Annotated in this window: 15 protein-coding genes and 2 tRNA genes; 8 read left to right on the forward strand and 9 right to left on the reverse strand. The window is 72.0% G+C overall.

What is annotated here, in order from left to right; all coding sequences use genetic code 11:
* Positions 1-28 precede the first annotated feature (28 nt).
* The 3 genes from AC07EG_RS17150 to AC07EG_RS17160 all read left to right on the forward strand — a co-directional run bounded on the left by AC07EG_RS17150 (position 29) and on the right by AC07EG_RS17160 (position 2559).
* Positions 29-676, forward strand: coding sequence for a GTP cyclohydrolase II (locus AC07EG_RS17150; RefSeq protein ID WP_478254354.1), 648 nt, complete (start codon positions 29-31; stop codon positions 674-676).
* A complete protein-coding gene (locus tag AC07EG_RS17155) occupies positions 676-1467 on the forward strand; it encodes an inositol monophosphatase family protein (RefSeq protein WP_478254077.1) in 792 nt (263 codons plus the stop codon). The genes AC07EG_RS17150 and AC07EG_RS17155 overlap by 1 nt, the downstream gene beginning before the upstream one ends.
* Positions 1468-1536: 69 nt before the next feature.
* Complete coding sequence (locus tag AC07EG_RS17160; RefSeq protein WP_478254078.1) at positions 1537-2559, forward strand: lysylphosphatidylglycerol synthase domain-containing protein; 1023 nt, start codon at positions 1537-1539, stop codon at positions 2557-2559.
* On the opposite strand, the gene AC07EG_RS17165 is transcribed toward AC07EG_RS17160, so the two are convergent.
* Positions 2473-3156, reverse strand: coding sequence for a creatininase family protein (locus tag AC07EG_RS17165; RefSeq protein ID WP_478254079.1), 684 nt, complete (start codon positions 3154-3156; stop codon positions 2473-2475). The two genes, AC07EG_RS17160 and AC07EG_RS17165, sit on opposite strands and share 87 nt — an antisense overlap.
* Positions 3157-3180: 24 nt before the next feature.
* Positions 3181-3867 carry a TetR/AcrR family transcriptional regulator gene (locus tag AC07EG_RS17170; protein WP_478254080.1) on the reverse strand — a complete coding sequence of 229 codons (687 nt, stop codon included), beginning with the start codon at positions 3865-3867 and terminating at the stop codon, positions 3181-3183.
* Between the two features lie 70 nt (positions 3868-3937).
* Here AC07EG_RS17170 and AC07EG_RS17175 point away from each other — a divergent pair, with 70 nt between their 5' ends.
* The gene (locus tag AC07EG_RS17175; RefSeq protein WP_478254081.1) at positions 3938-5044 is read left to right on the forward strand and encodes an FAD-dependent oxidoreductase; all 1107 of its coding nucleotides are present in this window, start codon (positions 3938-3940) and stop codon (positions 5042-5044) included.
* A gap of 76 nt (positions 5045-5120) precedes the next feature.
* Here AC07EG_RS17175 and AC07EG_RS17180 read toward each other — a convergent pair.
* Positions 5121-5193 (reverse strand) — tRNA-Lys (locus AC07EG_RS17180).
* A 187-nt stretch (positions 5194-5380) separates the two neighbouring features.
* Between AC07EG_RS17180 and AC07EG_RS17185 the strand changes: the two genes are divergently transcribed.
* A complete protein-coding gene (locus AC07EG_RS17185) occupies positions 5381-6613 on the forward strand; it encodes a L,D-transpeptidase (protein ID WP_478254082.1) in 1233 nt (410 codons plus the stop codon).
* Between the two features lie 212 nt (positions 6614-6825).
* Here AC07EG_RS17185 and AC07EG_RS17190 read toward each other — a convergent pair.
* Together AC07EG_RS17190 and orn are read right to left on the reverse strand one after the other, a co-directional pair.
* Positions 6826-6901 (reverse strand) — tRNA-His (locus AC07EG_RS17190).
* Between the two features lie 59 nt (positions 6902-6960).
* Positions 6961-7569 (reverse strand): oligoribonuclease, encoded by a 609-nt coding sequence (gene orn / locus AC07EG_RS17195; protein ID WP_478254083.1) that lies wholly within the window; start codon positions 7567-7569, stop codon positions 6961-6963.
* 139 nt (positions 7570-7708) lie between these two features.
* Between orn and AC07EG_RS17200 the strand changes: the two genes are divergently transcribed.
* Together AC07EG_RS17200 and AC07EG_RS17205 are read left to right on the forward strand one after the other, a co-directional pair.
* Positions 7709-8089, forward strand: a complete 381-nt coding sequence (locus AC07EG_RS17200; protein WP_478254084.1) for a DUF3224 domain-containing protein — start codon at positions 7709-7711, stop codon at positions 8087-8089.
* 31 nt (positions 8090-8120) lie between these two features.
* Entirely contained in the window at positions 8121-8708 is a 588-nt protein-coding gene (locus tag AC07EG_RS17205) for an ArsR/SmtB family transcription factor (RefSeq protein WP_478254085.1), read from the forward strand.
* Positions 8709-8759: 51 nt separating this feature from the next.
* Here AC07EG_RS17205 and AC07EG_RS17210 read toward each other — a convergent pair whose 3' ends face one another.
* The 4 genes from AC07EG_RS17210 to AC07EG_RS17225 form a co-directional block, all read right to left on the reverse strand.
* The gene (locus AC07EG_RS17210; RefSeq protein ID WP_478254086.1) at positions 8760-9653 is read right to left on the reverse strand and encodes a S1C family serine protease; all 894 of its coding nucleotides are present in this window, start codon (positions 9651-9653) and stop codon (positions 8760-8762) included.
* 87 nt (positions 9654-9740) lie between these two features.
* The gene (locus AC07EG_RS17215; RefSeq protein WP_478254087.1) at positions 9741-11069 is read right to left on the reverse strand and encodes a M20 family metallopeptidase; all 1329 of its coding nucleotides are present in this window, start codon (positions 11067-11069) and stop codon (positions 9741-9743) included.
* Positions 11066-11827, reverse strand: a complete 762-nt coding sequence (locus AC07EG_RS17220) for a class I SAM-dependent methyltransferase (RefSeq protein ID WP_478254088.1) — start codon at positions 11825-11827, stop codon at positions 11066-11068. Before AC07EG_RS17220 ends, AC07EG_RS17215 begins: the two co-directional genes overlap by 4 nt.
* A 36-nt stretch (positions 11828-11863) precedes the next feature.
* Positions 11864-12646 carry a ribosomal RNA small subunit methyltransferase A gene (locus tag AC07EG_RS17225; protein WP_478254089.1) on the reverse strand — a complete coding sequence of 261 codons (783 nt, stop codon included), beginning with the start codon at positions 12644-12646 and terminating at the stop codon, positions 11864-11866.
* Positions 12647-12972: 326 nt separating this feature from the next.
* On the opposite strand from AC07EG_RS17225, the gene AC07EG_RS17230 reads away from it, so the two are divergent.
* A complete protein-coding gene (locus AC07EG_RS17230) occupies positions 12973-13959 on the forward strand; it encodes a DNA-3-methyladenine glycosylase family protein (RefSeq protein ID WP_478254090.1) in 987 nt (328 codons plus the stop codon).
* Positions 13960-13981 lie beyond the last annotated feature (22 nt).

The following is a 13981-nucleotide window of genomic DNA, read 5'->3' on the forward strand; positions in this document are numbered from 1 at the left end:
GGGGCTGAGCGTTGATGAGGAGTTGTTGATGCGGGAGCACGCTGTCGAGTTCGAGGACGTCGCCGAAGCGGATCTGGTGACCAGCCGGGGAAAATTCCGCACCGTCGCATTCCGGGACGGCGGCCACGAACACATCGCGTTGGTGCTCGGTGACCCGTGGCAACAAGAGGGCGTGCTGGTCCGCGTGCATTCGGAATGCGTCACCGGCGACATATTCTCGGCGCAGCGCTGCGAATGCGGGGAACAGCTCGGCGCGGCACTGGACATGATCGTGCAGCGGGGCCGTGGCGTGCTGGTCTACCTGCGCGGACACGAGGGCCGGGGAATCGGCCTGGTGGCCAAGGTGCGCACCCACGTGCTGCAGGACGAACAGGGTTTGGACACCGTTGATTCGGCCACCTCGCTGGGTCTCCCGGTGGACGTCCGCGATTTCGGCCCGGCCGCCCGGGTGCTGCAATACCTCGGTGTGCGCTCGGTCGAACTGTTGTCGAACAACGCCGACAAGATCAAGGCGCTGGAAAAGCACGGAATCGGAATTTCCGCCCGCGTACCACTGCTCATCCAGGCCACCGATCACAATATCCGTTATCTCACCGCGAAACGGGATCGGCTCGGCCACGACCTGCCGCACCTCGATTCCGTGGTGACCGGACTGGCCGGCCGGGCCAGCAGCTGATGGGTGAGTACACCGACCTCCAGGCGGTGGCGGCCGGCGCGCTGGCGGTGGCCGGGCGGATCTTCGGTTCCCGCATCCCGGACACCGTGACGCTCAAGGGCGACCGGGATCTGGTCACCGACGTCGACCTCGCGGTGGAGGACGCGGTCCGCGAGTTCCTGGCCGCCGAGACCCCGGAGATCGGCTTCCTCGGCGAGGAACACGGCCATTCCGGCCCCGGCGGCCGGTGGTGGGTGCTGGACCCGGTGGACGGCACCTCGAACCTGGCCCACGGCATCCCGTTGTGCGGGGTGGCGCTCGGCCTGGTCGACCGGAACCGGGCCGTGCTGGCCGCGATCGACCTGCCGTTCCTCGGCACCCGCTACACCGCGGTCGACGGCGGTGGTGCGTTCGCCGGTGACGAGCCGATCCGGATCGCCGACGTGGACCGGATGTCCGGCGCGGTGCTGTCGGTCGGCGACTTCGCCACGGGCGAGGGCGCCGAGGCGAAGAACCGGGTGCGGCTCGGCCTGCTCGCCCGGCTCGGCGCGCGGGCGCACCGGATCCGGATGCTCGGCAGCGCGGCGATCGACCTGGCCTGGGTCGCCCACGGCAAGCTGGCGGGCACGGTGATCCTGTCGAACCTGCCGTGGGACACCGCCGCCGGAGCGCTCCTGGTCCGCGAAGCGGGCGGGTTGGTGCTCGACGGCGACGGCAGCGAGCACACCGTCGACTCGGCCGCGACCATCGCGGTCGGCCCCGCGCTGCACGCCGAACTGCTGGAGTTGCTGCGGCAGGCCGAACTCGATTGAACCCGCCACCGGCACCGCACGTGGTGCTGGTTGCCGGGGCCACCCGGCCGCGGCAGGAGGGAACTCGAGATGACCACCGCAGCGCCCACCCCGGAGCGGCGCGGGTGCTGGCGGTGGGCCCGCCTGCTCGCGGGTACCGCCGTCCTCGGTTTCCTGTGCTGGCAACTCGGTACCGGCGCCCTGCTCGACGGGGTGCGCGCGGTGACCGCACCGGCGGTCGCCGGGGCGCTCGCGCTCGGCCTGCTCACCACCGCGCTGTGCGCGGGCCGCTGGGTGCTGGTCGCCCGCGGGCTGGGACTGGGCCTCGGGCTGGGTGCCGCGATCGCGGCGTACTACCGCGCGTTGTTCCTCAACGTGGTGCTGCCCGGGGGAGTGCTCGGTGACGTGCACCGCGCCGTCCGCCACGGGCGGGACGAAGGTGATCTCGGCCGCGGGGTGCGGGCCGTGGTGCTGGAGCGCACCGGCGGTCAGGTGGTGCTCATCGCCGCCGGGGTGGCCGTGCTGACGGTGCAGCCGTCGCTGGTTCCCGCGCCGGCCCGCGAAACCGTCACCAGCATCGGCATCGCACTGGTGCCGGTGGCGCTGTGCCTGTTCGCCGTCGCCCCGGTGGTGACCCGGCGCTGGGCGGGCAGCGGGTCGAAGTGGCGCCGCGGCACCGCCGCCGCGGTCACCGACCTGCGCACCGGCCTGCTGTCGCGGCGGACCTGGCCGGGTGTGCTGGGCCTGTCGGCGGCCGCGCTGGCCGGGCACCTGGCGTTGTTCCTGCTGGCGGCCCGGGTCGCGGGCACCGGGGCGCCGATCACCGAGCTCCTGCCGATCTTCCTGCTGGCGCTGCTGGCGATGGGCCTGCCGGTCAACGTCGGCGGCTGGGGGCCGCGCGAAGGGGTCACCGCGCTCACCTTCGGCGCGGCGGGCCTCGGTGCGGCGCAGGGGTTGACCGTGGCCGTGGTGTACGGCCTGCTGAGCGCGGTGGCGAGCCTGCCCGGCGCCGGGGTGCTGGTGCGTTCAGCGGTCGAGCGCCGCCAGGCAGTCCCCGAACGCCTCGACGAGCCGGTCGAGCACGTTGCGGCCCTTGGCGGCCGTGGCCAGTGACGGCCTGCCGACCACCCCGCTCCCGGTGTACGCCGAAAGCCCGAGGGTGAGCAGGTCCCGCCGGTCCTCGGCGAGTTCGTCGGCGGCCTGGTAGCCGGGGCGCACCAGGTCCGGCTGGGCGTGCAGCAGGATCGAGGTTTCCAGCTCACCCGCGTGCATGTCGCTGTACGAAGTGGTTTCCAGCCCGGCCGCGGCACGCACGTCGTCCCAGCACTCCGCGCTGGGGAACAACGCCATGCCGGTGGACTGCTGCACGACGTTGCCCAGCACGTAGTTGCCGCCGTGCCCGTTGACCAGCACCAGCTTCTCCACCCCGCTCGCCCGCAGCGAAGCCGCGACGTCGGTGACGACGTGGAACAGCGTGGTCGCCGAGATGCTCACCGTGCCCGGCCAGGCGGCGTGCTCGTGGGAACAGGAGATGGTGACCGGCGGCAGCCGCAGCACCGGGTGCGCCCCGGCCACCGCCTCGGCGATGGTGCAGGCGATCACCGTGTCGGTGGCCAGCGGCAGGTGCGGGCCGTGCTGCTCGTGGCTGCCGATCGGCAGCACGGCGACCGCGGCCCCCGCCGCTTCGGCCGCGGTGTGCAGCGGGATCATCGATACCTCCACAGTGGACGGACGTCAGCCGGCGCCGGTGATGCGGGCCCCGATGCCGTCGAGCAGGCAGTCGAGGCCGAGCCGGAAGGTCTGGTCGGCGGTCAGGTGGGCGGCGTCGCGCACCACCGTGGCCAGTGCGGGGAACCGGCCGCTGGCGAAGGTCCGCTCCAGGTAGGGGCCGTGGGCGGCCTGCCAGCTCTCCTCGTCCATCCCGGTGGCCCGTTCGGCACGGCGTTCGGCGATCTCCCGGCGCACCGCGCCGATCACGTAGGCGTTGACCGCGGCGACCACCGGCATGACGGCGTCCAGGTCGACGCCGTCCAGCGCGGCCACCACGGTTTCGCCCTCGGCCAGTGCGTTCGGCCCGAGCTGGGGCCTGCCGCCCAGGAGGTCGGCGAGCCACTCGTGCTCGTGCACGGCGCGCCGGGTGGTTTCGGCCAGTGACCGCAGCACCTCCCGCCAGCCGTCGCCGGTCGGCCGGATCTCGGCGTGGACGGCGTCGACCATCAGGTCGAGCAGCTCGTCCTTGCCGGTGATGTAGCCGTAGAGCCGCATCGGGCCGACGTCCAGCGCGGTGGCGACCTTGCGCAGCGACACCGCTCCCAGGCCGTGCGCGTCGGCCAGCCGGATCGCCGCGCGCACGATCCGCTCCCGGCTCAACGGGGACGGCACGGGTCGCTCCGGCGGCTCCGGCCGCTCCCACACCAGCATGCGGGTGACGATACATCGCCCGCCGCGATACAGTGTATCGACGAATACGGTGTATCGAAGGAGCGCGAGCATGACCATCGCCATCATCGGAGCCGGCCTCGGCGGCCTGACCCTCGCCAGGGTGTTGCACGTGCACGGCATCGACGCCGTTGTGTACGAACGCGAAAGCTCGCGCGACGCCCGTGGCCAGGGCGGCATGCTCGACATCCACTCCGGCCAGCGGGCGCTGCACGAGGCCGGGCTGATCGAGGGGTTCCACGCGATCGCCCGCGGGGAAGGCCAGGACATGCGGCTGCTCCAGCCGGACGGCACCCTGCTGCTCCAGGAGGACACCCCCGACGACGCCCCGCTGCTGCGCCCCGAGGTCGACCGCGCCGATCTGCGTGCCCTGCTGCTGGACTCGCTGCCGGAAGGCACGGTGCGCTGGGGGCACGCGTTCGAATCCGCCGCCGACGGCCGGGTGCGCTTCGCCGACGGCCGCAGCGCCCCGTACGACCTGCTGGTCGGCGCGGACGGGGCGCACTCCCGGGTCCGCCCCCTGCTCACCGACGCCCGCCCGGTGCACATCGGCCAGCACCTCGTCGAAGTCGGCATCCCGGACATCGACCGCACCCACCCGGACCTCGCGGCGATGGTCGGCCGGGGCAGCTACTGGGTCCTCGGCGACGGTGTTTCCCTGGCCGCCCAACGCAACGGCGACGGCCGGGTGCGCATCGGCGTCAGCTTCTACCGCACCGGCGAGGACTGGTTCGCCACCAGCGGCATCCCGTTCGACGACCCGGCCGCCGCCCGAGCGCACCTGATCAACCTGCTGCGCGACTGGGACCCGCGGTTCACCGCCCTGCTCGCCGCCTGCGACGACACGGTCGTCGCGCGCTCGGTGTTCTCCCTCCCGGCGGGCCTGACCTGGCCGTCGACCCCGACCGCCACCCTGCTCGGCGATGCCGCGCACCTGATGCCCCCGGTCGGCGAAGGCGCCAACATGGCCCTGCTGGACGGCGCCGTGCTGGGCCTCGCCCTGGCCACCCACCCGGACTTCGGCACCGCCGTCGAGGAGTACGAAGCGGAGATGTTCGCGCGCACCAGCGCCGCGGCCCACCTGTCGGCGAGTGTGCAGGAGTTGCTGATGGCCCCGGACGCCGCGCAGCGGATGCTGGCCTTCTTCCAGCCGAGCTGACCACAAAGGACAGCCGGGCCACCACCCCGGAAAGCACAAGGCTCCAGGCCGGCAATGCCGACCTGGAGCTTGGGAGTGCGCCATCAGGGACTCGAACCCCGAACCCGCTGGTTAAGAGCCAGCTGCTCTGCCAATTGAGCTAATGGCGCCGGGCGGGTTTCTTGCTGTCCCGCACCAACGAGAAGAACTTTAGCACGCCCTCCGAGGCCCCTCCGCGGGGGTCCCCCGAAGCGAGTTCGACCCACTTGACCAGTCCCGTACACACGTCGCAACCCGTTCGGGCACACTGTGGTCGGACACTTGGGGCATTCTTCTAATCGAAATGGACGGTCTTCCATGAGCGGTCGGGGCGGAGTGGGGCGTCGCCCGATTACGGGGCGTTCCGGGGTGCGGTTGTCGCTGCTGGCGGTCGCGGCCGGGCTGATCATCTCGGGTTGCACGTCGTCGCCGGGTGCGGAACCCGGCTCCGGGGGCCAAGATGCCCCGAAAGAGACCTCGGCGGCTCCGCCGAAGCCGGTCGCGCTGGCGCTGACCCCGGCGCAGGGCGCGGCGGACGTGGCCCCCGGTGAGCCGGTGCGGGTCAACGCCACCGACGGGAAGATCAACGACGTCAAGCTGGTCAACGCCGAAGGCAAGGCCGTGGCGGGCCAGCTCGCCCCGGACGGCGCCGGCTGGGTGTCCAGCGAGCCGCTGGGTTACGGCAAGAGCTACACGCTGACCGCGTCCGGCACCGGCACCAACGGCCAGCCCGCCACCTCGACCTCCGCCTTCACCACCGCGAAACCGGCCAGGCAGACCACCGTGTCGATCAACGCGCAGGAGGGGGAGACGGTCGGCGTCGGCATGCCGCTGATCTTCACCTTCGGCATGAAGGTGGCCGACAAGGCCGCCGCGGAGAAGGCGCTGGAGATCAAGTCGGAGCCGGCCGTCGAAGGCGCGTTCCACTGGTTCAGCGACACCTCGGTGATCTGGCGGCCGAAGGACTACTGGCCATCGGGCACCAAGGTCTCGGTCAAGGCGGCGGTGTACGGCAAGCACCTCGGCAACGGCACCTACGGCAAGGAGGACCGGGCGGCGAACTTCACCATCGGCGACAAGCTGGTGGCGGTGGCCGACGGCGCGACCTTCCAGATGAAGGTGTCGATCAACGACCAGGAAGCCAAGGTCATGCCGATCTCGATGGGCAAGAAGTCCTCGAGCACGCCGAACGGCAACTACACGGTGATGAGCGAGCACAACGGTTACACCATGGACTCGAGCACCTACGGTGTGCCGACCGACAGCGCCGCCGGGTACCGCACCTACGTCCAGTACGCGGCGCGCATGTCGAACAGCGGCATCTTCTACCACTCGGCGCCGTGGTCGGTGGGCTCGCAGGGCAAGCGGAACGTGAGCCACGGCTGCCTGAACCTGTCGACCGAGAACGCGAAGTGGCTGATGGACACCTCGAAGAAGGGTGACATCATCACCGTCCAGAACGGCGGCCCGCAGACCCTGGCCGCCACCGACGGCTGGTCCGTCTGGCAGATGTCCTGGGACGACTGGAAATCCGGCGGCCAGAAGAACTGACCCCCCACTCCCCGCGAAGGCCCGTGCACCCCCCGGTGCGCGGGCCTTCGCCGCGAAAACCGTGACCCACCACACACGCACCAACGCGCCCAGCCAAGATGGGGGTGCAGGGAGCTCCGCCCCCCTGCCGGGGGCCCGGGGGTCCGACCCCCGGAAAAACGACGAAACCCCAGCGCGGAAAGGGAGGAACTCCCTGACCACGCTGGGGCCACTGGGGTGAGTGACGGGACTTGAACCCGCGACTTCCTGGACCACAACCAGGTGCTCTACCAACTGAGCTACACCCACCGTGCGAGGTGTCTGACGATCACCTCGGCTCGACCATCGTAGCGTGCCGGGAAACCGGGTTATCCGCGGGGCTGCCTGAGCACTTCGGCGGCGGCCGCGCGGGCCTGTTCGGTGGTGGGCCCGGGTTGCGGCACGAACGCGACGCGCCGGTAGTAGTCGAGTTCGCCGATGGACTCCCGGATGTCGGCGAGGGCGCGGTGGGCGAGCCCCTTCTCCGGCTTGGCGTAGTAGATCCGCGGGTACCAGCGCCGGACGAGTTCCTTGACCGAGGACACGTCGACCATGCGGTAGTGCAGGTGGGAGTCGAGCGCGGGCATGTCGCGGCCGATGAAGCCGCGGTCGGTGGCGATGGAGTTCCCGGCGAGCGGTGCGGTGTTGGGTTCGGGCACGTGCTCGCGGACGTAGTCGAGCACCCGGCGCTCGGCTTCGGCGAGGGTGACCGTGGACCGGCGGACCTCTTCGGTGAGCCCGGACCGGGCGTGCATCTCGCGGACCACGTCGGGCATGTTGGCGAGTGCTTCCTCATCGGCGTGGATGACCAGGTCGAGCCCTTCGCCGAGCACGTTCAGCTCCGCGTCGGTGACCAGGACCGCGATCTCGATCAAGGCGTCCTTGGTCAGGTCGAGGCCGGTCATCTCGCAGTCGATCCAGACAAGACGATCGTTCACCCGGGCACCCTAACTCTTCCGGGGCCGTTTCGGCGGCGCGACCTGCGGTTCCCGGTGGCTCGACCAGTGTCGGAAAACCTGCCACGAGCTGTCGGGTATCGGTGCGAAGCTGGTCGGCGAGCACAACGAGAGGAGCACCATGCCGAAGATCACCGCCGCCTTCACCGTGGACGACTGGGAGCCGTCGGCGCTCGACGAGGCCGACGGCGCGGAACTGGGCCAGGTGCGGTTGGCCAAGACGTTCACCGGTGCCGTCGAGGGCACCAGCACGGTCACCATGCTCAGCGCCATCAGCGAGACCGCACAGGCGTACGTGGCGTTCGAGCGGCTCAGCGTGTCGGTCGAGGGGCGCAAGGGCGGCTTCGTGCTGCAGCACGCCGCGTTCGCCGACAGCTTCGACCTCAAGATCCTGCCCGGCTCCGGCGTCGGCGAACTGGCGGGCATCAGCGGCACCGCGATGGTGGCCAAGCACGAGGACGGCAGCCACACGCTGGAACTCGACTACGCGCTGGCCCATTGACAAAAAAACTTGTCGGTGGGACGGTTGGCGGATGAACGAGATCGCGGTGATCGACGACCCGGAAGCCGCCGGCGCGTCGCTGGACCCGATGCGTGCCCGCCTGCTCGCCGAACTGGCCGAGCCCGGATCGGCCACCACCCTGGCCAAGAAGCTCGGCCTGGCCCGGCAGAAGATCAACTACCACCTGCGCTCGCTGGAGCAGCACGGGCTGGTCTCGCTGGTGGAGGAGCGGCGCAAGGGCAACGTCACCGAACGCGTGCTGCGGGCCACGGCGACCTCGTACGTCATCTCGCCGAGCGTGCTGGGTGCGGTCGAACCCGATCCGAGCCAGTCGCCGGACCGGTTGTCGGCGCGGTGGCTGCTCGCCGTCGCGTCCCGCCTGGTGCGTGACGTCGGTGAGCTGCTCACCGGTGCGCAGCGGGCGGGCAAGAAGCTGGCCACCTTCACCATCGACGGCGACGTCCGGTTCGCCTCCGCGGCGGACCGGGCCGCGTTCGCCGAGGAACTCACCGAGGCGGTGACCTCGCTGGTCGCGAAGTACCACGACGATTCCGCCGAGGGCGGCCGTGCGCACCACCTCGTCGTCGCCGTGCACCCCGAGGTGAAACGCCAGGAGTGAGGAGAAAGGGTGGACCGCCCCCGAATGCGGTCCACCCCTCCCTTCCCCCTCTTACCCCTGCTCGAGGTTGCCGGCGATCTTCACCGCGTCGTTGATCGGGATGGCGAAGCCGATGCCGATGCTGCCGCCCGACGACGGCGAGTAGATCGACGTGTTGATCCCGATCACCTCACCGTTCGCGTTGACCAGCGGCCCACCCGAGTTGCCGTGGTTGATCGACGCGTCGGTCTGGATGGCGGTGTAGCTCGGCTGCTGCTGCGAGCTGGTCCGCCCGAACGGCGACTGCTGTTCGGGTTGCCCCAGTTCGGACAGGTCCCGCCCGACCGCGCTGACGATGCCCGAGGTCACCGTGTTCTGGAGCCCGGCGGGCGAGCCGATGGCCACCACCTCGGCCCCGACCCGCACCTGGCTCGAATCCCCGAGCTTCGCCGCGGTCAGCCCGCCGGCGTTCTTCGCCTGCAGCACCGCGACATCGGCCCTGCTGTCCGCGCCGAGCACGCTGGCCTGGTACTTCGTGCCGTCGGACAGCGTGACCGTGACGTCCCCGCCGGCGCCGTCGACCACGTGCGCGTTGGTCAGGATCTTGCCGTCGGACGAGAGGATGACGCCCGAGCCGAGCGCTTCGCCCTCGCGGGTGGTCACGTTGATCTGCACCACGCTCGGCAGCACCTGCTGGGCCACGGAACTGACGTCCGAGCCGGAGTTGGCCACGGTCTGGCCGGTGACCGTGCCAGCCGAACCGGTGCTGGTGGCCGCCGGGCTGTCGGCGAGGCCGACGAGCGCGGCCCCACCGGCGCCGCCGACCAGTGCGGCGGCGACGGCGGCGGCGCTCACCAGCACGGCGAGGCGTTTCGGCTGGCGCTGGCGTTGCTGGGGCGCCGGGTAGAACGGCGTCGCGGCTGGCTGCTGGGGGGTGAACAACGGGTGCTGCCGGTTCTCGTCCATGTCCCCAGGTTCGCGCTCCACCTTGTGCGCAACCTGTGGATTACCCGCCGTCTTGCCTGAGAAGAATCAGCTGAGAAAACCCTGTGGTCAACCGAAGAACGACGGCACGTCCAGGGCCCCACCGGCCGCTTCGAACTCCTCGGCCACCGCCGCGCGCAGCTGTGCGTCGGCCAGGTAGTCGGCCGCGGTCAGCGCCAGGCCGACCGCGCCGTCGACCACCGCGCGATCCCCGGCGGGCGAACCGGCTGCCGCGGCGAACTCCTTGGTGTGCAAGGCGACCGTCGGCTCCGAGACGGCCAGCATCGGGTGGATCGCCGGCATCCGGTAGCTCAGGTTGCCCAGGTCCGTGGAGCCGGTCAGGAACTCCGGCACGATCCCGGTCGGCAACGGCTTGCGGCCGCAGCCCTCCTGGTTGACCGCCCAGCGCCCGGCCAGCGCGCTGTTGAACCGGATCGGCAGGTACGGCGGCTGCTCGTCCCAGCGCAGCTCCACCCCGCAACCGGTCATCTCCGCCGCCCCGCGTGCGATCCCGGTGATCCGCTCCGCCAGGTCCCGCAGCGTTTCCGGTTGCCCGGAGCGCAGGTAGAACAGCAGTGCCGCGCGGTCCGGCACCACGTTCGGCCGCGCGCCGCCGTCGGTGAACACCCCGTGCACGCGGTCGGTGCCGGGCAGGTGCTGGCGCAGCGCCGCCACGCCCTGGTAGGCGGCCACGGCGGCGTCGAGCGCGTTGCGGCCCATGAACGGCTGGGCCGAAGCGTGCGCGGCGACGCCGTGGAAGACCATCTCCAGCTGACGCCTGCCGAGGAACGGGTGCATCGCGATGTCGTGGCTGAACGGGTGCAGCATGAGCACCGCGTCCACGTCGTCGAACACCCCGGCCCTGGCCATGGTTTCCTTGCCGCCACCGCCTTCTTCGGCCGGCGTGCCGAACAGCGACACCCGGCCGCCGAGGCGTTCGGCGACCGCCGCGGCTCCCAGGAAACCGCCCGCCGCGGTGGCGCAGATGATGTTGTGCCCGCAGCCGTGGCCGATGCCCGGCAGCGCGTCGTACTCGGCGAGCAGCGCGATGTGCGGGCCGCCGTTGCCGACGGTCGCGCTCAGCGCCGTCTCCAGCCCGCCGACGCCGACGGTCGCCTGGTGGCCGTGGTTCTGCAGCAGTTCGGCGAGCGCCCGCACCGAACGCGTCTCCGCGAAGCCCTCCTCCGGATGGGCGTGCAGGTCCTGGCTCAACGCGACGAGGTCCGCCGCGCGGGTGTCGATCACGCTGCCGACCTCGGCGCGGACGTCCTCGGGCGCACCCCGGTGCGGCGAACCGAGCGGTTCGGCGGCTTCGACCGCGTCCGCGGTGCCGGCGACGATCGCGCGGAGGTAGGACTCGTCGGGCTGGCTGAGGCTGGCGTGGTGGGGAGCCGTCATTCCGGCATGTTAATCCGCGTGGCGCCGACGATCTGGGTGACGCCGGAACAGCGCTCGCTGATCTCGGTGAACCCGCGCTCGCGCAGCTTGCCGCCGATCTCCCCGCGGTCGAACATGCGCTGGCCGCTGGCGATGCCGACCAGCGTGTCCAGGCCGCGGAGCGGCTGCCCGCGGTGGCGGGCACTGGTGAGCAGGGCCAGCCGCCCGCCCGGTTTGAGCACCGAGGCGAAGGAGTCCAGCGCGGCGTCGGGATCGGCGAACATGTGCAGCGCCGCGAAGCAGCACACGGCATCCGCAGTGGACGGCCGCAGTGGCAGCCGCACGGCGTCCGCCCGCAGGTAGGTGACCGATTCCGGCCCACCGGACTCGACCGCCCGCGCCAGCATGGTGCGCGAGCCGTCGAGTCCGGCGGCGAGCCCGCTCCGGCCGACCGCTTCCCCGAACGCCCGGGTGAAGCGGCCGGTTCCGCACGCCACGTCGAGCACCACCTGCCCGGGCCGCAGCCGCAGCAGGCCGGTGGCGAGGTCCACCTCACCGGCCATGCTCGGCCCGGACAGGCCCTTCGCGATCCGGCCGAGCCCCGGCCGCCAGTACCGCTCGTAGACCGCGGACACCAGGCCCACGCTCATCAGCGACTGGGCCAGCCCGGTCGGCGGTCCCGCCTGCGTGCGGTCGCCGAGCAGGTCCAGGTACCCGCCGGTGCTCCGGCCGGGCGGGGCTTCGAGCAGGTCGAGCAGGCGGGACTGGCTGGTCGGCATGGCGGTCTCCCGGGCAGTTGGGATACCGACAGTATGTCAACGCCCGTCGCCGCGCAAAGCCTTCGGCAGCGGCGGCCAGTGCAGCGCGCGGTCCGCGGCGAGCTGCCGGGCCAGCGCGGCCCAGGCGGGCGGCGGCACGGTGCCCGCCGGCCGTTCGGGATCGACGCCACCGGCACTGAGCAGCCGGTGGGGTTTCCGCCCGAGGAAGCCGACGGCGGTCCGCGCCGGGGCGTGCGGGGTGCGGTGGGCCGCCTGCAGGAGTATCCACAGTGCTCGGTCGGCGAGCCGGTCCGGCCGGCCGCGCCGCCGGACGGTCAGGTGGGCCGAGTCCACCTTCGGGGCCGGGCTGAAGTGCCTGGCCGGGATGCGCCGCACCAGCCGCAGCTCGAACCTCGCGGCCCACCAGGCGGTTTCGAGCTCACGCGGGGCGGCGGCGCTGAGCCGTTTCGCGAACCCCCATTCGACGATCAGCGCGGCCCGGTCCAGTGCCGAGGCGGTCGGGCTGAGCAACCGTCGCATCAGCGCGGTGGACACCGCGTACGGAATGCTCGCCACCACGGCGAACTTCCTGCGGGGCAAGGAGAACGTGCGGGCGTCCGCGGGGACGACCCGGACGTTGCCGGAGTCGGCGAGCCGGTGCCGCAGCCGCTCGGCGAACTCCGGATCGCGTTCCACGGCGAGGACTTCGGCGCCGGTCCTGGCCAGCGGCGCGGTGATCGCACCGAGACCGGCGCCGAAGTCGACCACCAGGTCGGACGGCGTGATGGCCACCGAGCGGACCAGTTCGTCGGCGATCCGGGGGGTGGCGAGGAAGTGCACACCGGAGGGGTTGGGGGAGGGGTGTTTCCGGGCAGGCCGGCGGGACCCGTTGGCGGGCATGGTCGCTCCACGTCAGGACGGAGGAAGCGTGCGGAAGGCACGCGTGGACGTCGAGACGCGGCGACCGGAAAGGGTCGCGCAGACGGGTTCAGGCGCGGTTGGTCAGCGCCGGTGACTGGAGGAGGTGGGCCGCCGCGTCAGGCGAGCCGGCCCCAGGGCCGGGCGATCGCCGCGCAGCAGATGCTCAAAGCTCCCATGGCCCCGACGGTAACAGCGGGCGCAATCGGTTTTCGCCCCGGAACTGTCGGGGGTGCGCGCTAGCGTCCGTGCGCGACGAACTCGAGGAGGTGTCCATGGCGGCGATCACCCGATGGCGGCCGGGTGCGACCGTGGCGCTCACCCCGCGCGGCCCGTTCGACCTGCGGGCGGCGGGGCGGTTCCTGGCGGAGTTCACCCCGGCCGGGCGCCCGGAGGCGGCCGCGGAGCCGGGCGCGCTGCGGCTGGCCTTCCCGGTGGACGGCTGCTGGCGGCCCGCGGGGGTGGTGGCGCGGCAGCACGCCGACGGGGTGGTCGAGCTGGCGGCGGAGGGCGCTTCGCCAGCCGAGGCTTGCCGCCAGGCCGAACGGATCCTCTCCCTCGACTTCGACGCGGGCGCCTTCGCCACCGCCGTCCGGCGGGACCGCGTGGCCGCCGGTTTGGTGGCAGCCGACCCGGGCCTGCGGCCGGTGCTGTTCCACTCGCCGTACGAGGCCGCCTGCTGGGCGATCATCGGCCAGCGCCTGCGGGTGGTCCAGGCGGCGGGCATCAGGCGCCGGATCGCCGAACGCCACGGCCACCGCCTCACCGTGGACGGCCACTCGCTCAACTCGTTCCCCGCGCCGGCGGCCCTGCGGCAGTTGGTGCACCCACTGGGCCTGCCGGAGACGAAGGTGAGGCAGTTGCGCAGCCTCACCTCCGCGGCCGAGCAGGGCCACCTGGACGCCACGCGCCTGCGTGCCCTGCCCGCCGAGCAGGCGCTGGCCAAGCTGCGGAGGCTGCCGGGCATCGGCCCGTTCTCCGCCGAACTGGTGCTGATGAGGGGCGTCGGCCACCCAGACGTCTTCCCCCGCCACGAGCGCCGGTTGCACCAGGCGATGGCCAAGACCTACTCCACCGACCCGAACGACGTCGACGCACTGGCGCGCATCGCCGAGGGCTGGCGCCCTTACCGCAGCTGGGTCGCCTTCCACCTCCGCGCCGCGGCGAGCAGCGGACCGTCGGACCCGGGTCGTTGGATGCCCTGCCCGGCCGGAGGGGGTGATGCAGCCGGGTAGCCACGCCCACGACCGCGCCCAC

It is taken from the genome of Amycolatopsis sp. NPDC045836, from assembly GCF_056431745.1.